Source organism: Streptomyces sp. NPDC005195, from assembly GCF_040608315.1.
GTDB classification, from domain to species: Bacteria; Actinomycetota; Actinomycetes; order Streptomycetales; family Streptomycetaceae; genus Streptomyces; species Streptomyces kaempferi.
The window spans coordinates 211,373-231,923 of the sequence record NZ_JBEXHZ010000004.1; the positions used below are offsets into that span (position 1 = coordinate 211,373).

Annotated in this window: 19 protein-coding genes and 1 pseudogene; 16 read left to right on the forward strand and 4 right to left on the reverse strand. The window is 73.2% G+C overall.

Going from position 1 to position 20,551, the window contains the following annotated elements; all coding sequences use genetic code 11:
- Window positions 1-115: 115 nt before the first annotated feature.
- The 7 genes from ABZV34_RS07240 (at window position 116) to kynU (ending at window position 6,937) form a co-directional block, all read left to right on the forward strand.
- Window positions 116-904: an aldose 1-epimerase gene (locus ABZV34_RS07240; RefSeq protein ID WP_356272128.1), complete on the forward strand. Its 789-nt coding sequence runs from the start codon at window positions 116-118 to the stop codon at window positions 902-904.
- 10 nt (window positions 905-914) lie between these two features.
- Window positions 915-1,463: an orotate phosphoribosyltransferase gene (gene pyrE / locus ABZV34_RS07245; protein ID WP_356272130.1), complete on the forward strand. Its 549-nt coding sequence runs from the start codon at window positions 915-917 to the stop codon at window positions 1,461-1,463.
- A 160-nt stretch (window positions 1,464-1,623) separates the two neighbouring features.
- Complete coding sequence (gene fbaA / locus ABZV34_RS07250; RefSeq protein ID WP_153289441.1) at window positions 1,624-2,646, forward strand: class II fructose-bisphosphate aldolase; 1,023 nt, start codon at window positions 1,624-1,626, stop codon at window positions 2,644-2,646.
- Between the two features lie 61 nt (window positions 2,647-2,707).
- Entirely contained in the window at window positions 2,708-4,243 is a 1,536-nt protein-coding gene (locus tag ABZV34_RS07255) for an MFS transporter (protein ID WP_356272132.1), read from the forward strand.
- Window positions 4,244-4,339: 96 nt separating this feature from the next.
- Window positions 4,340-4,753 carry a DUF3151 domain-containing protein gene (locus tag ABZV34_RS07260; RefSeq protein WP_356272134.1) on the forward strand — a complete coding sequence of 138 codons (414 nt, stop codon included), beginning with the start codon at window positions 4,340-4,342 and terminating at the stop codon, window positions 4,751-4,753.
- 155 nt (window positions 4,754-4,908) lie between these two features.
- Window positions 4,909-5,757, forward strand: a complete 849-nt coding sequence (locus ABZV34_RS07265; RefSeq protein WP_356272136.1) for a tryptophan 2,3-dioxygenase family protein — start codon at window positions 4,909-4,911, stop codon at window positions 5,755-5,757.
- Window positions 5,750-6,937 carry a kynureninase gene (kynU, locus tag ABZV34_RS07270; RefSeq protein WP_356272138.1) on the forward strand — a complete coding sequence of 396 codons (1,188 nt, stop codon included), beginning with the start codon at window positions 5,750-5,752 and terminating at the stop codon, window positions 6,935-6,937. The genes ABZV34_RS07265 and kynU overlap by 8 nt, the downstream gene beginning before the upstream one ends.
- 25 nt (window positions 6,938-6,962) lie before the next feature.
- On the opposite strand, the pseudogene ABZV34_RS07275 reads toward kynU, so the two are convergent.
- Window positions 6,963-7,091: pseudogene (locus tag ABZV34_RS07275) on the reverse strand (TetR/AcrR family transcriptional regulator C-terminal ligand-binding domain-containing protein); the annotation flags it as partial.
- 158 nt (window positions 7,092-7,249) lie between these two features.
- Here ABZV34_RS07275 and ABZV34_RS07280 point away from each other — a divergent pair.
- The 8 genes from ABZV34_RS07280 (at window position 7,250) to ABZV34_RS07315 (ending at window position 16,387) form a co-directional block, all read left to right on the forward strand.
- Window positions 7,250-8,128, forward strand: coding sequence for an alpha/beta hydrolase (locus tag ABZV34_RS07280; RefSeq protein WP_356272140.1), 879 nt, complete (start codon window positions 7,250-7,252; stop codon window positions 8,126-8,128).
- Between the two features lie 184 nt (window positions 8,129-8,312).
- A complete protein-coding gene (locus ABZV34_RS07285; RefSeq protein WP_356272142.1) occupies window positions 8,313-9,314 on the forward strand; it encodes an alpha/beta hydrolase in 1,002 nt (333 codons plus the stop codon).
- A gap of 139 nt (window positions 9,315-9,453) precedes the next feature.
- Window positions 9,454-10,659, forward strand: coding sequence for an acyltransferase (locus tag ABZV34_RS07290; protein ID WP_356272344.1), 1,206 nt, complete (start codon window positions 9,454-9,456; stop codon window positions 10,657-10,659).
- Between the two features lie 46 nt (window positions 10,660-10,705).
- A complete protein-coding gene (locus ABZV34_RS07295; RefSeq protein WP_356272144.1) occupies window positions 10,706-12,157 on the forward strand; it encodes a sensor histidine kinase in 1,452 nt (483 codons plus the stop codon).
- Window positions 12,154-12,828 (forward strand): response regulator transcription factor, encoded by a 675-nt coding sequence (locus ABZV34_RS07300; protein WP_356272146.1) that lies wholly within the window; start codon window positions 12,154-12,156, stop codon window positions 12,826-12,828. The genes ABZV34_RS07295 and ABZV34_RS07300 overlap by 4 nt, the downstream gene beginning before the upstream one ends.
- Before the next feature lie 128 nt (window positions 12,829-12,956).
- Window positions 12,957-14,318: a histidine kinase gene (locus tag ABZV34_RS07305; RefSeq protein ID WP_356272148.1), complete on the forward strand. Its 1,362-nt coding sequence runs from the start codon at window positions 12,957-12,959 to the stop codon at window positions 14,316-14,318.
- On the forward strand, window positions 14,315-15,061 hold the full coding sequence (locus ABZV34_RS07310; protein WP_356272150.1) for a response regulator transcription factor: 747 nt from the start codon (window positions 14,315-14,317) through the stop codon (window positions 15,059-15,061). Before ABZV34_RS07305 ends, ABZV34_RS07310 begins: the two co-directional genes overlap by 4 nt.
- Window positions 15,062-15,166: 105 nt before the next feature.
- On the forward strand, window positions 15,167-16,387 hold the full coding sequence (locus tag ABZV34_RS07315) for a cytochrome P450 (protein ID WP_356272152.1): 1,221 nt from the start codon (window positions 15,167-15,169) through the stop codon (window positions 16,385-16,387).
- An 89-nt stretch (window positions 16,388-16,476) separates the two neighbouring features.
- On the opposite strand, the gene ABZV34_RS07320 is transcribed toward ABZV34_RS07315, so the two are convergent.
- Window positions 16,477-18,081: an ABC transporter permease gene (locus tag ABZV34_RS07320; RefSeq protein WP_356272154.1), complete on the reverse strand. Its 1,605-nt coding sequence runs from the start codon at window positions 18,079-18,081 to the stop codon at window positions 16,477-16,479.
- Window positions 18,078-18,995: an ABC transporter ATP-binding protein gene (locus tag ABZV34_RS07325; protein ID WP_356272156.1), complete on the reverse strand. Its 918-nt coding sequence runs from the start codon at window positions 18,993-18,995 to the stop codon at window positions 18,078-18,080. Before ABZV34_RS07325 ends, ABZV34_RS07320 begins: the two co-directional genes overlap by 4 nt.
- Window positions 18,996-19,098: 103 nt before the next feature.
- On the opposite strand from ABZV34_RS07325, the gene ABZV34_RS07330 reads away from it, so the two are divergent.
- Entirely contained in the window at window positions 19,099-19,602 is a 504-nt protein-coding gene (locus tag ABZV34_RS07330) for a MarR family transcriptional regulator (protein WP_356272158.1), read from the forward strand.
- A 17-nt stretch (window positions 19,603-19,619) separates the two neighbouring features.
- Here the strand turns inward: ABZV34_RS07330 and ABZV34_RS07335 are convergent, their stop codons facing one another.
- Entirely contained in the window at window positions 19,620-20,516 is an 897-nt protein-coding gene (locus tag ABZV34_RS07335; RefSeq protein WP_356272160.1) for a diacylglycerol kinase family protein, read from the reverse strand.
- Window positions 20,517-20,551: the final 35 nt, after the last annotated feature.

Below are 20,551 nucleotides of genomic sequence, written 5' to 3' on the forward strand. Positions count from 1 at the left end.
CTTCAGCCCGTCCGGCGTTCGAGGACGAGGCCGTTCAGGCCGAAAACGGGGATCCGCGGGCGGCAGCCCCCGGGTACGGGCCGGTCGGGAGAACCGGACCAGTAGGGTCAACTCCGTGAGTAACGAAGACATCACGCTGACCGCGGGCGACGCGGAAGCGACCGTCACGCCGGGCAACGGCGGACGGGTCGGGAGTCTGAAGGTCGGCGGCGTGGAACTGCTGCGCCAGGGTGAGAAGTTCGGGTGCTTCCCGATGACCCCGTGGTGCGGCCGGATCCGCGACGGCCGCTTCCTGGACGGCGCGACCGTCCGGCAGATGCCCCTCAACTCCCCGCCCCACGCCATCCACGGCACCGCCCGCGACGGCGCCTGGCGCACCGCCCGCGTCGACAAGCGGGAGGCCGTCATCACGTACGACCTCGTCGACCCCTGGCCCCATCCGGGCCGCGTCACCCAGGTGTTCGCCCTGACCGAGGACACCTTCATGGTCACCATGTCGGTGGAGACGCACGACTCGTCCTTCCCCGCCCAGATCGGCTGGCACCCGTGGTTCAACCGGACCCTGGAGGGAGAGGGCGTCCAGGTGGGTTTCACCCCCGCCTGGCAGGAGGAGCGCGGCGCCGACCATCTGCCCACCGGCCGCCGCGTCGACCCCCTCCCCAGCCCCTGGGACGACTGCTTCGGCATGCCCGGCGGCGTCGACGTCACCCTCACCTGGCCCGGCCGGCTGGAACTGAAGGTGGCCAGCCGGGAGGAGTGGGTCGTCGTGTACGACGAGCAGGAGGCGGCGGTATGCGTGGAGCCGCAGACCGGTCCGCCGAACGGGCTGAACACCCACCCGCGCCTGGTCACCCCCATCGAGCCGCTGGAGGCGTCCATGACCTGGAGCTGGCGGCGCCTCTAAGCTGGCGGGCATGAGTGACGTGCGCGGAGCGCTGCTGCAGCAGATCAAGGACAAGGCCGTGGTGCACGGCAAGGTGACCCTCTCCTCGGGTCTGGAAGCCGACTACTACGTGGACCTGCGCCGGGTCACGCTGGACGGCGAGGCCGCGCCGCTGGTCGGACAGGTGCTCCTCGACCTCACGGACGGGCTGGACTTCGAGGCGGTGGGCGGCCTCACCATGGGCGCCGACCCCGTCGCCGGGGCCATGATGCACGCCGCCGCGGCCCGGGGCCGGAGGCTCGACGCCTTCGTCGTACGGAAGGCGGCCAAGGCGCACGGTCTGCAGCGCCGGGTGGAGGGCCCGGAGATCAGGGGGCGGCGGGTGCTCGTGGTCGAGGACACCTCGACCACCGGCGGCTCCCCGCTCGCCGCCGTCGAGGCGGTCCGGGAGGCCGGCGCCGAGGTCGTCGGGGTGGCGACGATCGTCGACCGCGCGACCGGCGCCGCCGAGAAGATCGAGGCCGGTGCCGGAGTGCCGTACCTCTTCGCCTTCTCCAAGGACGAGTTGGGCCTGGACTGACGACGGGGCCGGGATCCCGCCGAACCCGGGATCCCGCATCCCGGACAGGGTGACCGGAGCACCGGGCCGCGTCTGGAAGGATGGGGCCGACGATGACGTCACCCCCTAGGTCAGGGCCGTAAGCAGCAGAACGCCACCCGCACATACAAGGAGCGGACAGATGCCCATCGCAACCCCCGAGGTCTACGCCGAGATGCTCGACCGGGCGAAGGCAGGCAAGTTCGCCTACCCGGCCATCAACGTGACCTCCTCCCAGACCCTGCACGCTGCGCTGCGCGGCTTCGCGGAGGCGGAGAGCGACGGCATCATCCAGATGTCCACGGGTGGCGCGGAGTTCCTCGGCGGCCAGCACAAGAAGGACATGGTGACCGGCGCGGTCGCGCTCGCCGAGTTCGCGTACATCGTCGCCGCGAAGTACGACATCACGGTCGCGCTGCACACGGACCACTGTCCCAAGGACAAGCTGGACACCTACGTCCGGCCGCTGCTCGACATCTCCGCCGAGCGCGTCGCCCGGGGCGAGAACCCGCTGTTCCAGTCGCACATGTGGGACGGCTCCGCCGAGACCCTCGCCGACAACCTGGCCATCGGCCAGGAGCTGCTCGCGAAGGCCGCCGCCGCGAAGATCATCCTCGAGGTCGAGATCACCCCGACCGGTGGCGAGGAGGACGGTGTCTCGCACGAGATCAACGACTCCCTGTACACCACGGTCGACGACGCGATCCGCACCGCCGAGGCCCTCGGCCTGGGCGAGAAGGGCCGCTACCTGCTCGCCGCGTCCTTCGGCAACGTGCACGGCGTCTACAAGCCGGGCAACGTCGTCCTGCGCCCCGAGCTCCTGAAGGAGCTGAGCGACGGTGTCGCCGCCAAGTTCGGCACGGCGTCCCCGTTCGACTTCGTCTTCCACGGCGGCTCCGGCTCCTCGGCCGAGGAGATCGCCACCGCGCTGGAGAACGGCGTCGTGAAGATGAACCTCGACACCGACACCCAGTACGCGTTCACGCGTCCGGTCGTCGACCACGTGTTCAGGAACTACGACGGCGTCCTGAAGGTCGACGGCGAGGTCGGCTCCAAGAAGACCTACGACCCGCGGACCTGGGGCAAGCTGGCCGAGGCCGGCATGGCCCAGCGGGTGACCGAGGCCTGCGCCGCGCTGCGCTCCACGGGCACGAGGATCAAGTAACCGCACTCCGGTCAGGGCTCGGCACCTCCAAGGTGCCGGGCCCTTCCGTATGCTCCGGAGTATGGCTGTGCCCTCGCAGGAAACACCGGCCGTACGGATCTCCTCGCCCGCGGGCAGGTGGATCCTGCTGACCACCGTGCTCGGCTCCAGCATGGCCATGCTGGACTCGACGGTCGTCAACGTCGCGCTGCCGCGGATCGGCCGTGACCTGGACGCGAGTCTGGCCGCCCTGCAGTGGACCGTGAACGCGTACATGCTGACGCTGGCCGGGCTGATCCTGCTGGGCGGTTCGCTCGGGGACCGGTTCGGGCGCCGCAAGGTGTTCGTCCTCGGTGTCATGTGGTTCGCCTCCGCCTCGCTGCTGTGCGGGCTCGCGCCGAACGCGGGCGTGCTGATCGCGGCCCGCGCCCTGCAGGGCGTCGGCGGGGCGCTGCTGACCCCGGGCTCGCTCGCCCTCATCCAGGCCTCCTTCCATCCGGACGACCGCGCGAAGGCCGTCGGCCTGTGGTCGGGCTTCGGCGGCATCGGCGGGGCGGTCGGCCCGTTCCTGGGCGGCTGGCTGGTGGACGGCCCCGGCTGGCGCTGGGTCTTCCTGCTGAACATCCCGCTGGCGCTGGTGTGTGTGCCCGTGGCCCTGCGGCACGTCCCGGAGTCCGACGGGAGCACCGCCGTGCCCGGCCGGGACCCGGAGCTCGCGGCCGGCCGGCCGCGCCGCGGCTTCGACGTGCTCGGCGCGTCCCTCGGCGCGGTGGCGCTCGCGCTGGTGACGTACGCCCTGATCGAGGCCACCAGCGGCTCCGTGCTGGTCTGGGTGTCGGCGGTCCTCGGCGTGGCCGCCGGGGTGGGTTTCGTACACGTCGAGCGGACCCGGCCCGATCCGATGATGCCGCCGGACATCTTCGCGTCGCGGCAGTTCACGGCCGTCAATCTCGTCACCCTGTGCGTGTACGCGGCCTTCGGCGGCTTCTTCTTCCTGACCGCGCTCCAGCTCCAGGTCGTGGCCGGCTACTCGCCCCTGCAGGCGGGGACGGCGCTGCTGCCCACCACCGCCCTGATGCTGCTGTTCTCCGCCCGCTCCGGCGAACTGGCGCAGCGCATCGGGCCGCGCGTCCCGCTCACGGTGGGCCCGCTGCTGTGCGCGGTGGCCATGCTGCTGATGCTGCGGGTGGGCAAGGGCGCCGTGTACGTCAGCGACGTGCTGCCCGCCCTGCTGGTGATGGGCGCGGGCATGGTGACGCTCGTGGCGCCGCTGACCGCGACCGTCCTCGCCTCGGTGGACACCGGGCGGGCGGGCCTGGCCAGCGGCATCAACAACGCGGCGGCCCGGGTCGGCGGTCTCCTCGCCGTGGCGGCCCTGCCGGTGCTGGTCGGCATGGGTCCGGAGGCGTACCGCTCGGCGGACGCCTTCGACTCCGCGTTCCAGCGCGCGATGCCGCTGTGCGCGGGCGTGCTCGTGGTGGGGGCGGTGCTGGCCTTCGTGACCGTCCGCCGGCCCGCGCCCGACTGCCGCCGCCCCCAGTGCCGTACGCACGGCTGTGTGACGACGCCCCCGCTGGAGCCCCAGCGCGCGGCGGCCCCTGGAACGCTGCCGTCCTGAGCCGCCGGGGGCCGCCCGGCGGCTCCCGCGGAACCGGTGGCTCCGGAGGGGCGGGCGGACGTCACCGGGCACCGGCGATGCAGCAGACTGGAACCCATGACGATTCACGAGAACCTTCTCGGGGGACCGCCCCCGACCTACCTGCCCGACGACCCGGAGCCGCGCGAGCTGCTCGCGAACGGCACGCCGTCCGCCGACGTCGCCGCCAAGTACCCGACCTCCTCGCTCGCCTGGGCCCAGCTGGCCGACGAGGCGTACGAGCGGGGCAGTGTCGTCGAGTCGTACGCGTACTCCCGTACGGGCTACCACCGCGGCCTGGACTCCCTGCGCCGCAGCGGCTGGAAGGGGCACGGTCCGGTGCCGTGGGAGCACGAACCGAACCGCGGTTTCCTGCGCGCCCTGAACGGCCTCGCCCGCGCCGCGCAGGCGATCGGCGAGAAGGAGGAGTACGAGCGCTGCAGCCAGTTCCTGAAGGACTCCTCGCCGACGGCGGCGCAGACGCTGGGTTAGGGCGCGGAACCCGTGGGACCCGTCCGGCGGGTGTGACCGGGCGGGTCTTGCGTTTTCGGGGGACGATTGCGCAGGATTCCCGGTGGGGACCGGGGCCCCCGTGTCGATGACGGCAGGGGCGGACCGCTACCCGGAGCACGTATCAGGAGACAGCGATGTCGTCCCAGCCGGCCCGGCCCATGGTGGCCCAGGCGCCCGAGACCCCGCATCTCGACTTCCACGGCACCACGCCGTACGAGGACTACGTCCAGGCGGACGTCCTCACCCACTTGCAGCACATCCGCTCCGACGACCCCGGAGAGATGGTCTTCCTGGTGACCACCCAGGTCATGGAACTGTGGTTCACCGTCATCGTGCACGAGTGGGAGACCGCGGCGCAGGCGCTGCGCGAGGACCGGCTGCCCGTCGCCGTGGCGGCCCTCAAGCGGTCCCTGCGGGAGCTGGAGGCGCTGAACGCGTCCTGGCGGCCCCTCGCGCAGCTCACACCGGCGCAGTTCAACTCGTACCGCTCCGCCCTCGGCGAGGGCTCCGGATTCCAGTCCGCGATGTACCGGCGGATGGAGTTCCTGCTCGGTGAGAAGTCCGCGTCGATGCTGGTCCCGCACCGGGGCGCGCCGCGGGTGCACGCCGAGTTGGAGAAGGCGCTGTACGAGCCGAGCCTGTACGACGAGGTGCTGCGGCTGCTCGCGCGGCGCGGGCACGCGGTCCCGGCCGCGGTGCTGGAGCGGGACGTGTCGCTGCGGTACGAGCCCTCGCCGGAGGTGGAGGCGGTGTGGACCGCGCTCTACTCGGGGGACGAGGAGAGCGACCTGGCCCGGCTCGGGGAGGCGCTGACGGACGTCGCGGAGCTGGTGTGGCGATGGCGCAACGACCATCTCGTCGCGACGCGCCGCGCGATGGGCGCGAAGACGGGCACGGGCGGCTCCGCCGGGGTGGCCTGGCTGGAGAAGCGTGCGCAGAAGAACGTGTTCCCCGAGCTGTGGACGGCGCGCAGCCATGTCTGAGTCGTACGCCGGGAGGGCGGCGGCGCTGGACGCCGCGGACGAACTCGCCGGGCTGCGCGACCGGTTCGTGCTGGACGACGTGGTGTACCTGGACGGGAACTCGCTCGGCGCGCTGTCGGTGGACGTCCCCGGCCGGGTCGACGACGTCGTCCGCAGGCAGTGGGGTGAGCTGCGGATCCGGTCCTGGGAGGAGAGCGGCTGGTGGACGGCGCCGGAGCGGATCGGCGACCGTATCGCGCCCCTGGTCGGCGCCGCTCCCGGTCAGATCGTGGTCGGTGACTCGACGAGCGTGAACGTCTTCAAGGCACTGGTGGGGGCCGTGCGGCTGGCCGGTGCCGGGCGGGACGAGATCGTCGTCGACGCGACGACGTTCCCGTCGGACGGCTACATCGCCGCGTCGGCGGCCCGTCTGACGGGCTGCGAGCTGCGCCCGGTGGAACCGTCGGCGGTGCCGGACGCCGTGGGGCCCCGTACGGCGGCGGTGCTGCTGAACCACGTCGACTACCGCACCGGCCGGCTGCACGACCTGCCGGCCCTGACGTCCGCGATCCACGACGCGGGCGCCCTGGCGGTCTGGGACCTCTGCCACAGCGCGGGGGCCCTGCCCGTGGGTCTGGACGCCCACGGGGTCGACCTCGCGGTCGGCTGCACGTACAAGTACCTGAACGGGGGGCCGGGTTCGCCCGCGTACCTCTACGTCCGCGCCGGCCTGCAGGAGCGTTTCGACTCCCCGCTGCCCGGCTGGAACTCGCACACGAACCCGTTCGACATGAGCGCGGAGTTCATACCGGCGCCGGGCGCCCCGCGGGGGCGGGTCGGTACGCCGGACATCCTCTCCATGCTGGCCCTGGAGGCGGCGCTCGAGGTGTGGGACGGGGTGTCGGTCGAGGCGGTCCGGGCCAAGTCGCTCGCGCTGGGGGACTTCTTCCTGGAGTGTGTCGAGGCGTACGTTCCCGGGGGCCTCGTGGAGTCCGTGACGCCGTCGGTCCACGCCGAACGCGGCAGCCAGGTCTCCCTGCGGTGCGCGGACGCGGGCGAGGTGATGAAGCGTCTCGTCGGCCGCGGTGTGGTCGGCGACTTCCGCCGCCCGGACATCCTGCGCTTCGGCCTCACCCCGCTGTACGTGGGATTCGCGGACGTGGAGCGGGCGGCGCGGGTGCTGGGGGAGACGGTGGGCTAGGGGAGAGGGTGGGGCTCGGGGAGAGGAGGGGCGCCGACACCGCCCGTACCACCAACGAGGGGTCGGTTCCGGCCGGCAGCTCTCCCCGGGCCGCGCCCTGTTCGACCCACGGCGCCCACTCGCCCACCCGTACCTCGTAGAAGCGCCGCAGCGCCCGCCCAGCGTAACGAAACAGCGGGACCGCTCAACCCTCACCGAGCGTGATGTCCGGGTGTAGGCGCACGTCACGGGCCTGATACCGTCCCCGCCAACGGACGATCTCTCTCCCGGTCCGCCACATCCAAATCCGTTTCACCGCTGAGAGGTTGGAGCATGCCGGACGACGCCGCAGCACGGGACGCCGCCGAGGAGGCGTCGGCCTTCTCCCACCCGCCCGTCGACCCCGACGTCACCGCCGTGTACGGCGACCACCCCGACCAGGTGATCGACTTCTACGGCCCGCGTGATCCCGACCCCGCGCTGCCCGTCCCGCTGGTGGTCGTTCTGCACGGCGGTGCCTGGCGCGCCCCGTACGACCGGCGGCACATCACCCCGTTCGCGGACTTCCTGGCCCGCCGCGGCTTCGCGGTGGCCAATGTCGAGTACCGCAGGGGCGCGGTGCTCCCCGCGCAGGGCGGCGAGGGCCCGGTGGCGGGCCGCTGGCCCGACACCTTCGACGACGTCGCGGCGGCGCTCGACGCGCTGCCCCCGCTGGTGGAGGCGCATCTGCCGGGGGTCGACCCCCACCGCACGGTGATCACCGGCCACTCCGCCGGCGGCCACCTCGCCCTGTGGGCCGCGGCCCGGCACGTCCTGCCCGCGGACGCCCCCTGGCGCACCGACCGCCCCGTCCCGCTGCGCGGCGTCGTCGCCCTCGCCCCGATCGCGGACTTCCAGGTCGCCGAGAAGCTGGACGTGTGCTCCGGGGCGGCCCGTCAACTCCTGGGCGGCGAGGAGAGGTTCGCGGAACGGCAGCCCTATGCCGACCCCGCCCACCTGCTCCCCACGGGCATCGCCACGACTCTCGTGCAGGGCCGCACCGACCTCGTCGTGCCGCAGGCGGTCGCGGAGTCGTACGCCGAGGCCGCGGCACGGGCCGGCGAGGTGGTCGGTCTGACGCTCCTGGAGGACGTCGGCCACTTCCCGCTGATCGATCCGGCGGCGGACGCGTGCGCGGTCGTGGCCGAGGAGATCGCCCAACTGGCCTGGTGACAGCTGCGGTCACCGCCGTCCCGTACCTCCTGGGTGCCGTCCCGCACTCCCCGGGTCATACCCGTAGTACCTGAGAGCTACCTCCCGGGTGAGCTCCCTGGGAGGACGCCGACGACGCGTCACGATCCGTAACTTCCCCTGCAGAGGCACCCGACGAGCGGGCGAGCGGGAGGGGACGGACGCGATGGATCTCCGGGCGAGGCCGAGTGACGCGCACGGGGGCGGGAGCCGACGCGATGGCGGGCAGGCGCTCCGGCGCCCGGTCCGTACCCTGCTCGCGGCACTGGTCGTCTGCGCCGTCGTCGTCCCCGTGTCGGCCGCGGCCCGCCCGCGGATCCCCGCCCCCGCCCCGGCGGTACTCGCCCCGCCGACCCGTTCGACCCTGGCCACGGCGTACGCGGCGAACCGCGCGAACGCCGAGCGGGCGGCCCGCATGGCAGCCGGCCACGGCGACCGCACCCGGGCCGCCGCGGACCGCGCGATGGCCGCTCGCGGCCGCCACCTCCTCTCCTTCGACGGCCGGGGAGCGGGCCTGGCCGTCGAGGTCCTCGGCGACCTCGCGCACGCCGGCCGCGTCGCGGTCCTGGTCCCGGGTTCCGACACCACCCTGGAGACGTACGGCCGCTTCCGCGCCGCGGCTCTCGCCCTGCACGACCGGCTCGGCCCGGGTACGGCGGTCGTCGCCTGGCTCGGCTACGAGACCCCGGGCACGGTCAGCGCCACGGTCCTGACGGCCGGCCGGGCCGAGGAAGCGGCCCCGCGCCTGAGGGGGTTCGTACGCGAACTGCGCGGCGTCGTCGGCCCCGAGGCGCACTTCTCCCTGCTGTGCCACTCCTACGGCTCGGTCGTCTGCGGCCGCGCGGCGCGAGGGCTGGACGTGGCGGACATCGCCCTGGTCGGCAGCCCGGGTACCGGCTCGGACTCCGTGGCGGACCTGGGCACGTCCGCCCGCGTCTGGGCGGCCCGCGGCGCCGGCGACTGGATCGCGAACGTCCCCCACGGCCGCGCCGACCTCTTCGGCACGACGGTCGGCTTCGGCACCGACCCGATGTCCCCGGCCTTCGGCGCCCACGTCTTCACGGCGGGCGGCGGCGGCCACAGCGACTACTTCAAGCCGGGCTCGGTGTCCCTGGACAACCTCGCCCGGATCGTCCTCGGAGACACCTCGGAGGTGCCCCGTGCGTAAGCCATCACCCACGTCGGTACAGCGCACGCCGCGCCCGCCGGAAGCCGGAACCGGCGTCACGGAAGAAGCGGAGGAGGCCGTCGGGGGCGGCGGACAGGAAGCCGGCCGTCGGGATGCGCGGGCGGGCGAGCGCTCCGGCCTGAGGGCCGCGGCGCGGGCCGTCGGCGGCGGCGCCCGGCGCGTCGACGCGGCCACCCCCGCGCGGCGGGACCGTGCCGTCGACGCGCTGCGCGCCTTCGCGATCCTCGGGGTGGTCCTCGGCCACTGGCTGGTGACGGCCCTGGTCGAGGACGGCGGCACACTGCGCGCGGAGAGCCCGTTACGGCACCTGCCGTGGCTGGCCCCCATCTCCTGGGCCTTCCAGACCCTGGCCGTGTTCTTCCTGGTCGGCGGCCATGTGGCGACGAGGAGTCATGCGTCGGCACGGGCAAGGGGCATGACGTACGGTCAGTGGCTGCGCGCACGCCTGGCGAGACTCTTCAAGCCGGTGGCCGCCCTACTGACCCTCTGGGCGGTGGTCGCGGCCTGCCTGCTCGGGTCGGGCACCGGCGTCGGGACCGTCCACGCCCTCGTCGAACTCGCCCTGTCCCCGCTGTGGTTCCTCCTGGTGTTCGCCGGGCTGACCGCGGCGACCCCGCTGCTCACCCGACTGAACCCGCTGTGGCCGCTGGCCGTCGTTCTCCATGTGGACCTGGTGCGATTCGGACTCGGCGGACCCTCCTGGCTCGGCTGGGTGAACGTGGCGGCGGGCTGGCTGGTCCCGTACACGCTGGGCGCGGCCTGGACCCGCGGCGAGCTGGACCGGCGGCGCGCGGGCTGGGTGCTGTTCGGCTGCGGCGCGGCGGCGACGGCCGCGCTGGTGGCGTGGGCCGGCTACCCCGCGTCGATGGTGGGCGTCCCGGGCGCGGCGGTCTCGAACCTGAACCCGCCGACGCTGGCCGCGGTCACCTTCGGCCTGGCCCAGTGCGGCCTCGCGCTGCTGCTGCGCGAGCCCCTCCGCCGGTGGCTGCGACGGCCGCTCGCCTGGGCGGCGGTGGCGATGGTCAACCTGTCGGCGATGACGATATTCCTCTGGCACCAGACGTCCCTGATGGCGGTCACCGCCGTGGGCCTGTCCGTGGGCCGGCTGCCCGGACTGCACACGGTTCCCGACGACCTCGGCTGGGTGGCGGCCCGCCTCGCCTGGCTCCCGGTGTTCACCCTCGCCCTGGCCGTCTGCCGGGCCGCGTTCCGCTCCCGCGAACAGGGCCCGCGCCGCCGCACGGGCCGCCCCTCCCGTATCGTCCGCGTGCACCGCCGTGGTGGTCCGGCGGGCACACGAACGGCCCCTCGTGCCCAGGGATGACGGGGTGACCGGCACGGAGCCCGGGGAGCCGGACAAGGAGCCCTCCATGCCCGACGCGACGCCCCCGCGGCGGAGCCGCCGGAGTGCGGCCCGGCCCCGTGTCCCGGTACGGGAGGTCCTCGCCGACCTCGCGTCGACGGCGGCCGCGCCCCTGCCGCCGCTGTCCCGGCCCCGGTGGCTGCGACGGCTGCCGCACTTCCTGGTGGGCATGGTCGCCCTCCTGATCATCTTCACGAGCGCGGACACCTTCACCACCGAGTACCGGCTCGGCCTCCCCCTGGGCAACCTGTTCGGAATCGCGCAGGGCGTGGCGGTCGCCCTCGCCCTGTGGCGGCCGGTGCCGGCCTGGTGGCTGTCCCTGGGCGGCACCGTCCTCGGCGCCATGGCGGCGAGGAACCGCATGGTGACGGGCGTCCACTTCCCGGGCCCCGACTGGCCGTGGGGATCGGCGACGATCACCGCGCACGCCTTCGTGCTCTTCCTGCTCGCGCTGCGGCTGCGCACCAGAGCGGCCGTCGGCGCGCTGTCCCTGACCGCCCTGGTGACGTACTTCCTGCAGGGCGTGGTCGGTGGAGCGGCCTACCGTTCCACGGGCCTGCCGGCACTCGCCGTCTTCGCCGCCGTGCTCCTCCTCGGCATCGCCCTGCGCGGCCGCCGCGAGGCCCGCACCCAGCTCGTCGAACAGGCCTCGCTGACCGCGGAGGAGCGTGCCCGGCGCACCCTGCTGGAGGAGCGCAGCCGGATCGCACGCGAACTCCACGACGTGGTCGCCCACCACATGTCGGTGATCTCCATTCAGGCCCAGGTCGCTCCCCACCTGGTCGAGAACCCGTCCGAGGAGCTGAGGGAGAACCTCGCGGGCATCCGGCAGAACGCCCTGGAGGCACTGATCGAGCTGCGCCGTGTCCTTGGTGTGCTGCGCTCGGAGAACCCCGAGGACCCGTACGGCCTCGGAGCCGGCACCGGCGCCGCCCCCAACTCCCCGCAGCCCACGCTCGACCGCCTCGACGCGCTCGTCGCCAACACCCGCGCGGCCGGTCTGGAGGTGACGACGGAGATCTCCGGCGAGCAGCTTCCGCTGGCGCCGGGCGTCGAGCTGTCGGCCTACCGGATCATCCAGGAGGCGCTGAGCAACGCGCTGCGGCACGCGCCCGGTTCGGCGGTCCGCGTCGAGCTGTGGCACTTCCCGAGGGGCCTCCAGGTGCGGATCATCAATTCGAGACCCGAGCGCCCGGCCCCGCCGTCCCCGGGCGCGGGGCACGGTCTGCTCGGGATGCGGGAGCGGGCCGCGATGCTGGGCGGCACCCTGGTGACCGCCGAGACGTCGCACGGCGGCTTCGTGGTGGCCGCCTTCCTGCCCCGCAACGGCGTCGCCCTGACCGACGACGCCTCCCCCGACCACCCGTCCGCGGACCGTCCGTCCCCCGACCACCCGCCCCCCGACCACCCGCCCCCCGACGTCGACACATCGGGCCGCACAGGAGACAAGAGCCGATGACGAGCAGCACCATCCGTGTACTGATCGCCGACGACCAGCAGATGGTCCGCCAGGGCTTCACCGTGCTGCTCAACACCCAGCCCGACATCGAGGTGGTCGGCCAGGCGGTGGACGGCCTGGACGCGATCGCCCAGGTCGCCGAACTCGCCCCGGACGTCGTGCTGATGGACATCCGCATGCCCGAGCTCGGCGGAATCGACGCGACCCGCCGCATCACCGCCGAGACACCCCTGATCAGGGTGCTGGTGCTGACCACCTTCGACCTCGACGAGTACGTGTACGAGGCGCTGCGGGCCGGTGCCTCCGGGTTCCTGCTCAAGGACGCGTCCGCCGACCAGCTCGCCGAGGCGGTACGGGTGGTGGCGGCGGGCGACGCGCTGATCGCGCCCGGGATCACCCGTCGTCTCATCGCCGAGTTCTCCCGTCTGGGTTCCGCACCCCGTACCCCGCTCAAGCAGCGCGTGGGCGAGCTGACGGAGCGCGAGACGGAGGTCCTCGCCCTCATCGCGCAGGGTCTGTCGAACGCGGAGATCGCCGAGCGCCTCGTCGTCGCCGAACAGACCGTGAAGACCCACGTGGGCCGGATCCTGGTGAAACTGGGTCTGCGCGACCGCACCCAGGCCGCGGTCTTCGCCTACGAGTCGGGACTGGTACGCCCGTCCGGCTACTGAGTGCCGGGCGGTGGCGCGGGCCCGGCCGCCGCCCCCTCGGGCGCACCCCGTAGTACCTGAGACGGACCCGGCAGGACCCTTCTCACAGGTGACGACGGCGGCCCGGCGGGCGGCCTACCGTTTCGAACGTGACCGACACGACCCAGACGCAGAAGACGCCGCCGGGCGGGGCCAAGCCACGCAGCCCGGAGTTCCGGCTCGACGTGGACGCCCTGCGCGGACTCCGGCAGGACCTGCTCCACGATGCCTTCGCCTACCGTCCGCTCCCGCGCATGCGGGTGGACGGTCCGCTCACCCGACGTCTCCCCGAGAGTGTCAGGGAGTACGCGGCCTGGGCTCCGCACGCCGCCACCGTGCTGTGCGGACTGCTCGCGATGGCCGTCGCGAGCACCGAGAACGACGGCGGCCCCGGCACCCCGAGCCTGGTGCCCGGCCTGGTGCCCGGATTCCTCGCGCTGCTCCCGGTCCTGCTGACGCTCGTCCGGCCGGTCGGTGCCTTCTGGTTCTCCCTCGTGGCGACACCGTTCGCGGCCGTGTTCAGCGACAGCTGGGGCGACTGGCCCTGGGCGCCGGGCGCCTTCGTCTCCCACCTGGTGGTGCTGACGGTGGTGGCGCTGCGGACGCGGCCGCGCACCGCGGCCTGGATGTGGGTGCTGACCGCGCTGTACGGGATGGCGGCCGAGACCGTCTTCGGCGCCGGGCACTACGAGACCGACTCGGTCGCCCTGCTGTTTCTCGCCGCGCTCGCCCTGCTGGTCGTCACCGTCCTGCACATCCGCCGCGCGGCGGAGCGGGAGGTGACCGCCCAGCTGTCCGTGACGGCGCACGAGCGCTCCAAGCGCACCCTGCTGGAGGAGCGCACGACGATCGCGCGCGAGCTGCACGACGTGGTGGCCCACCACATGTCGGTGGTCGCCATTCAGGCGGAGGCCGCGCCCTATCGGGTGGAGAACCCGCCGCCGGAGCTGGAGCAGGCCTTCGTCACGATCCGGGAGAACGCGGTGGCGGCGCTCACCGAGCTGCGTCGTGTCCTCGGTGTCGTACGGGCCGAGGACTACGAGGCGCCGGACGCCCCGCAGCCCACCCTCGCCGATCTCGAAGCGCTGCTCGCCAATGTGCGGGACGCGGGCCTGAGCGTGGAGAAGGTGGTCACGGGTGCGGTGCGTGAACTCCCGCAGGGCGTCGAGCTGTCGGCGTACCGCATCGTCCAGGAGGCGCTGAGCAACGCGCTGCGGCACGCGCCCGGTGCCATGGCCCGCGTGGAGATCGGCTACGTCCTCGGCGGGCTCGGCCTGCGGATAGTCAACGGCCCCGCGCCGGCCGCGAACCTGGTGAAGTCCACGCACGGCGCGGGCCACGGCATCACCGGCATGCGGGAGCGGGTCACGATGCTGGACGGCGAGATGACGACGGGCGAGACGGACGACGGCGGATACGAGGTGACGGTGTTCCTGCCGGTGCCGGTGCCCGTGGCGGAGGAGTCCGGATGACGGGCGGGACGACGGGCGGGACACCGGACGGGGCGACCGGCGGGGCACCGGGCCGGACGGCCGGCGGGGCGGCGGGTGACACCATCCGCGTGCTGATCGCCGACGACCAGGTGATGGTCCGCGAGGGGTTCTCGGTGCTGCTCGGCGCGATGCCGGACATCGAGGTGGTCGGCGAGGCGGTCAACGGGCGGGACGCGGTGGAGCGGGTCCGCGAACTCGGCCCGGACGTCGTACTGATGGACATCCGCATGCCGGAGCTGAACGGCATCGAGGCGACCCGGGAGATCGTCGCCGCGGACAGCACCGCGAAGGTGCTGGTGCTCACCACCTTCGACCTCGACGAGTACGTGTACCAGGCGCTGCGCGCGGGAGCCTCCGGCTTTCTGCTCAAGGACGCCTCCGCGCGGCAGCTCGCCGACGGGGTTCGGGTGGTCGCGGCGGGCGAGGCGCTGCTCGCGCCCTCGGTCACCAGGCGGCTGATCACCGAGTTCTCCCGGCTCGCCGACGCCCCGCGGCTGTCGGCCACGGCACAGGCGGCCTACGGCGACCTGACCGAGCGCGAGACGGAGGTGCTGGTCCTGATCGCGCAGGGTCTGTCGAACGCGGAGATCGCCTCGCGGCTGTTCGTCGCGGAGTCCACGATCAAGACCCATGTGAGCCGCATCCTGGTGAAGCTGGGGCTGCGGGACCGCACCCAGGCGGCGGTCTTCGCCTACGAGGCGCGGCTGATCACGCCCAGGTGACCCGGTCCCGGTCCCGGCGGGAGGTGGCAGGGCGCGGGTGGCACGGGGGGCCGTCCGCCGGGACGCCCCTGTTCAGAGGGGGGTGCGGCGGGCTAGCGTCCGGTCATGGCAGCTTTGGAGACTCCCGGGACCTTCGACCCCTGGGACCCGGCGTTCGTGGCGGACCCGTACCCCGCCTACGCGGAACTGCGTGCGCGCGGCCGGGTCCACTACTACGAGCCGACCGACCAGTGGCTGGTCCCGCACCACGCGGACGTGTCGGCGCTGCTGCGGGACCGGCGCCTGGGCCGGACGTACCAGCACCGCTTCACGCACGAGGACTTCGGGCGGACGGCGCCCCCGCCCGAGCACGAGCCGTTCCACGTGCTCAACGACCACGGGATGCTCGACCTGGAGCCGCCGGACCACACCAGGATCCGCCGGCTGGTCTCCAAGGCGTTCACCCCGCGCACGGTCGAGCGGCTGGGACCGTATGTGCGGAGGCTGGCGGCCGAGCTGGTCGCCGGTCTGGTCGCGGCCGGCGGCGGTGATCTGCTCACCGATGTCGCCGAGCCGCTCCCGGTCGCCGTGATCGCCGAGATGCTGGGCATCCCGGAGTCCGACCGGGCACCGCTGCGGCCGTGGTCGGCGGACATCTGCGGGATGTACGAGCTGAACCCCTCGCGGGAGACGGCGGCCAGGGCGGTACGGGCGTCGGTCGAGTTCACGGAGTATCTGCGGGAGCTGATCGAGGCCCGACGCAAGGAGCCGGGCGACGACCTGATCTCGGGGCTCATCGCCGCGCACGACGAGGGCGACCGGCTCACCGAGCAGGAGATGATCTCCACCTGTGTGCTGCTGCTGAACGCGGGGCACGAGGCGACGGTCAACGCCACGGTGAACGGCTGGTGGACGCTGTTCCGCCACCCCGGCCGGCTGGCGGAGCTGCGCGCCGACCGCTCGCTGGTCCCCACGGCGGTGGAGGAACTGATGCGCTACGACACCCCGTTGCAGATGTTCGAGCGGTGGGTGCTGGACGACATCGAGATCGACGGTACGACGATCCCGCGCGGTGCGGAGATCGCCCTGCTCTTCGGCTCCGCCAACCATGACCCGGCGGTCTTCACCCGCCCCGGCGAACTGGACCTCTCCCGCACCGACAACCCGCACATCTCCTTCAGCGCGGGCATCCACTACTGCATCGGCGCGCCGCTGGCCCGGATCGAACTGGCGGCGTCGCTCGGGGCGTTGCTCGAGCAGGCCCCGACGCTGCGGCTCGCGGAGGAACCGGAACGCAAGCCGAACTTCGTGATCCGGGGACTCGAGGGACTCAGCGTGGCCCTCTGATCCGCCGGCCGAGCGCCCACAGCGCCAGGGCGGCGGCCGTTCCGCCGAGGACGCCCGCGCCCGCGGGTGACCCGCGCGGGTGTGCGGTGTCAGGCGCTCAGGTCCCGTCGGCGCAGGGTCGCCAGCCCGGCGGCGGTCAGGCCCGCCGCGATGACGGTCAGGACCAGCACCGGTGTCCAGGTCATCTCCCCGCCCGGCAGCTTGGGGAGGTGGCCGTAGGGGGAGAGGTCCATGAGCACCTGGGGGACGTCCAGGGCGGGCCCGATCCAGCCCAGCAGGAGGACGAGGCCCGCCGCGCCCCAGGCGCCGGGTGCCGACCGGGGGAAGACCCCGTACAGGAGGACCGCCAGGCCGCCCAGTGTCCAGACCGCCGGGATCTGGAGGAGGCAGGCGCCGAGGACCGGCCCCGGCTCGTGGCCGTAGCCCAGCCCGAGACCGGCTCCGCCCAGCAGCAGGATCAGCGCGGCTCCGCCGAAGGCGATGACCAGGTGCCCGCTTGCCCAGCGGAGCCGTCCCACCGCGTTCGCGAGGATCGGCTCGGCCCGCTGGGAGGTCTCCTCGCCGTGCAGCCGCAGCACGGAGGAGACGATGTACAGCGCGGCCACCATCCCGAGCATGCCGGTCATCGTGGCGAGGAACGCGTCCGTGATCCCGGACCGGCCGCCCATCCGCTCGATGATCTGGCGGGTCCTGGCGTTGTCGCCGACCAGGCCGGACGCGCCCTTGGTGATCCCGCCGAACGCGGTCCCGGCGGCGAGGAAGCCGAGGCTCCAGCCGAGCACACTGCCGCGCTGGAGCCGCCAGGCCAGTGCCCAGGCCGTGCCTAGCCGCCCCGAGGCCGGTCCCGGCCGCGTCGGCAGGAAGCTCATGCCGACATCGCGCCGCCCGGTGAGCGCGTAGGCGAGTGCGCCCTGAAGGGTGACGGCCACGGCGAACAGGAGCAGCACCCACCACCGCTCGTCCGCGAACGGCCGCTCGTTCTCCAGCCAGCCCAGCGGCGACACCCAGGTCAGCGGGGACGAACCGTCGGTCGCCGCGGAGTCACCGGCCGCCCGCAGGACGAACGCCGTGCCCAGCACTCCGCCCGTCAGCCCCTTCGCCAGCCGCGCGCTCTGCGTGAACTGGGCGACGATCGCCGCCGCCGTGGCGAAGACCATGCCGACGCCCCCGACGCCGAGTCCGAGCGCCAGGGCGCCCCGGGCGCCCTGGCCGGCCAGTCCGCCCGCGATGAGCACGGCGAGCGCGCCGTTCGCGGCCAGGGCGGCCAGCAGCGCCGCCGTCAGCGGGGCCCGCCGTCCCACCCTCGCGGAGGAGAGGAGTTCCTGGCGGCCGCTCTCCTCCTCGTCACGGGTGTGCCGGACGACGACGAGCAGGCTCATGATCCCGGCGAACAGCCCGGCGTAGCCGCCCACGCGCCAGGCGGTGAGGCCGCCGAGGGAATCACTGAACACCGGCCCGTACGTGGCACGCAGCGAGCTGTTGGTGAGCATCTGCCGTGTCAGACCGGCGCGTTCGGCCGCGGTGCCGTACACCGTCTTCAGCGTGTTCGGCAGCGAGAGGACCATCAGCGCGATCACACCGGTCCACAGCGGTGTGAGCACGCGGTCGCGGCGCAGCGCGAACCTCAGGAGGGTGCCGGTTCCGGCCAGTGGGCGGGTGCCTCCGGTCCGTACCGCGAAGGCTGTGGCGGTCATCGCGCCATCGCCTCCGCCGGCGCGTCCTCCTGGTAGTGCCGCAGGAACAGGGCTTCCAGGGTCGGCGGGGCGGCGGCCAGGGACCGTACGCCGGAGTCGGTGAGCGAGCGCAGTACGGCGTTCAGCTGGTCCGTGTCGACCTGGAGCCGCACCCGGGTCCCCTGGATGTCGATGTCGTGCACCCCGGGCAGCGCGGCCAGGGCGCCCGGTGGGCCCGCGAGTTCGGCGGTGACGCTGGTACGGGTGAGGTGGCGCAGTTCGGCGAGTGTGCCGCTCTCGACGGTGCGGCCGCTGCGGATGATGCTGACCCGGTCGCAGAGTTCCTCCACCTCGCTGAGGAGGTGGCTCGACAGCAGGATCGTGCGGCCCCGGTCGCGCTCCTCCTCGACGCAGTGCTGGAAGACCTCCTCCATCAGCGGATCGAGGCCGGAGGTGGGCTCGTCGAGGATCAGCAGGTCGACGTCCGAGGCGAAGGCGGCGACGAGGGCGACCTTCTGGCGGTTGCCCTTCGAGTAGGTGCGGCCCTTCTTGGTGGGGTCGAGCTCGAACCGTTGGATCAGCTCCTCGCGCCGGCCCCGGTCGAGGCCGCCGCGCAGCCGTCCGTAGAGGTCGATGACCTCGCCGCCGGACAGGTTCCGCCACAGCGTCACGTCGCCGGGGACGTAGGCGATCCGGCGGTGCAGTTCCACCGCGTCCTTCCAGGGGTCCCCGTCCAGCACCCGTACCGTGCCCGCGTCGGCCCGCAGCAGGCCGAGCAGGACGCGGAGGGTGGTGGACTTCCCGGAGCCGTTCGGGCCGAGGAAACCGTGCACCTCGCCGGCTTCGACGCGCAGGTCGAGACCGTCCAGGGCATGCGTCCTGCCGAACGACTTGCGCAGTGCGGATACCTCCAGGGCGAGGTGTGCCTTCGTCATGATTCAGAACGTACGCTTCTTTCAGAAATTTGTGAAGTTAAGGAAAGGTATGAACTCCGGATAGACTCGACGGTGACGCGTGAGCAGGGGAGAGGATCGGCAGATGGAGCGACCGAGTGCGGCGGAGCGGGATCCCGAGGCGGTCTCGCAGTTCGTCGAGGGCTTCGCGGCGCAGCTCGTCGAGGCCGGGATGCAGCGGATGCCCTCCCGGGTCTTCGCGGCGCTGCTCGCCTCCGACTCCGGTGCCATGACCTCCGCCGAACTCGGCGAGCGGCTCCAGGTCAGTCCGGCCGCCGTCTCCGGCGCGGTGCGTTATCTCGCGCAGCAGCACATGGTCTCGCGCGAGCGGGACCCCGGCTCCCGGCGCGAGCGGTACCGCGTGCACAGCGACCAGTGGTACGAGGCGCTGACCAGCCGTGACGCCGTGCTCAAGCGATGGGAGACGGCCCTGCGCGCGGGCGTCGAGAGCCTCGGTCCTGCGACCCCCGCCGGAGGCCGGCTCGCCGAGACCCTCGCCTTCTTCGAGTTCATCGACGGCGAGATCGCCGGGATGATGGAACGCTGGCGCACCCACCGGGAGAAGCTGTTCGGCGACGGCGGCCACTGACGACGGGCGGCCGGGCCTCAGCCCGGGAGGGTCAGCCCCCACCCGCCCTCCCGCACCGTCCACGTCCGCGTCCGCACCGGCCCCGAGACCACCGAATCCGCCCGGTAGCGGAAGTCGGCCCCGGACACGGTGACCCGCTGCCCCACCATCCGCAACGGCGAGGCCTGCGCCCCCACGGAGACCGGCCGCACCTCCACCTCCGCGCCCCCGGAGACCCCTGGTATCACGGACACCGTCTCCACCGGCTGATCCAGATCGACCAGGGTCACCCCGTCGACCTCGACCCGCAGCCGCGAGGGTCCCGGCCCGGCGGGCAGGGACGCCACCCGTCCCCAGGCCCTCGTCCGCCCCGACGCCACCCCGGCGGGCCGGGCGGCGAGCGTACGGACCAACGACTGGCAGGTACGCAGCCACGGATGCGCCCCAGGAGCGTCGGCCCCCATCTCCTCGGCCCCGTCGGAGAACGGCACCGGCGAGCCCACCGGCGGTATGCGCAGCGCCCCCAGTACGACCCCGTCGCTGTCGTCGACCAGCAGATCCAGCCGCCGCTCGACCCCGTCGAGCACCGCCCGTGCCGCGGCCACCGCGCTCGTGGGCACCCCCAGGGCCCGCGCCAGGGAGAGCGATCCCCCCACGGGCACCAGCGCCAACCCGCACACGGCCAGATCCCGTTGGCGGTGCAAAAGGGACACAGCGCGCAGCAGCGTCCGGTCGTCGCCCACGACGACCGGCCTCCGGGCCCCTCTGCGGGCCAGCGCGCGGGCGAATTCCTCGGGTCCCTCCGGGAGGCACACCTTGGTGGCCGCACCCGCGCTGAGCACGTCTTTTGCGATCCGTACCGACTCACCGTCACGGCGTCGGGCGACCGGGTCGATGACCACCAGAAGCTGGTCGGAAGCCGCCACCTCGGTCATGCCTCGCTTCCTCGGGTAGCATCTTTGTGCAAGAG

Coding starts and splice junctions, on each gene's coding strand:
- pyrE (WP_356272130.1), top strand. CDS start 915: ATGAGTGACGTGCGCGGAGCGCTGCTGCAGCAGATCAAGGACAAGGCC.
- fbaA (WP_153289441.1), top strand. CDS start 1,624: ATGCCCATCGCAACCCCCGAGGTCTACGCCGAGATGCTCGACCGGGCG.
- ABZV34_RS07255 (WP_356272132.1), top strand. CDS start 2,708: ATGGCTGTGCCCTCGCAGGAAACACCGGCCGTACGGATCTCCTCGCCC.
- ABZV34_RS07260 (WP_356272134.1), top strand. CDS start 4,340: ATGACGATTCACGAGAACCTTCTCGGGGGACCGCCCCCGACCTACCTG.
- ABZV34_RS07265 (WP_356272136.1), top strand. CDS start 4,909: ATGTCGTCCCAGCCGGCCCGGCCCATGGTGGCCCAGGCGCCCGAGACC.
- kynU (WP_356272138.1), top strand. CDS start 5,750: ATGTCTGAGTCGTACGCCGGGAGGGCGGCGGCGCTGGACGCCGCGGAC.
- ABZV34_RS07280 (WP_356272140.1), top strand. CDS start 7,250: ATGCCGGACGACGCCGCAGCACGGGACGCCGCCGAGGAGGCGTCGGCC.
- ABZV34_RS07285 (WP_356272142.1), top strand. CDS start 8,313: ATGGATCTCCGGGCGAGGCCGAGTGACGCGCACGGGGGCGGGAGCCGA.
- ABZV34_RS07295 (WP_356272144.1), top strand. CDS start 10,706: ATGCCCGACGCGACGCCCCCGCGGCGGAGCCGCCGGAGTGCGGCCCGG.
- ABZV34_RS07300 (WP_356272146.1), top strand. CDS start 12,154: ATGACGAGCAGCACCATCCGTGTACTGATCGCCGACGACCAGCAGATG.
- ABZV34_RS07310 (WP_356272150.1), top strand. CDS start 14,315: ATGACGGGCGGGACGACGGGCGGGACACCGGACGGGGCGACCGGCGGG.
- ABZV34_RS07315 (WP_356272152.1), top strand. CDS start 15,167: ATGGCAGCTTTGGAGACTCCCGGGACCTTCGACCCCTGGGACCCGGCG.
- ABZV34_RS07320 (WP_356272154.1), bottom strand. CDS start 18,081: ATGACCGCCACAGCCTTCGCGGTACGGACCGGAGGCACCCGCCCACTG.
- ABZV34_RS07325 (WP_356272156.1), bottom strand. CDS start 18,995: ATGACGAAGGCACACCTCGCCCTGGAGGTATCCGCACTGCGCAAGTCG.
- ABZV34_RS07330 (WP_356272158.1), top strand. CDS start 19,099: ATGGAGCGACCGAGTGCGGCGGAGCGGGATCCCGAGGCGGTCTCGCAG.
- ABZV34_RS07335 (WP_356272160.1), bottom strand. CDS start 20,516: ATGACCGAGGTGGCGGCTTCCGACCAGCTTCTGGTGGTCATCGACCCG.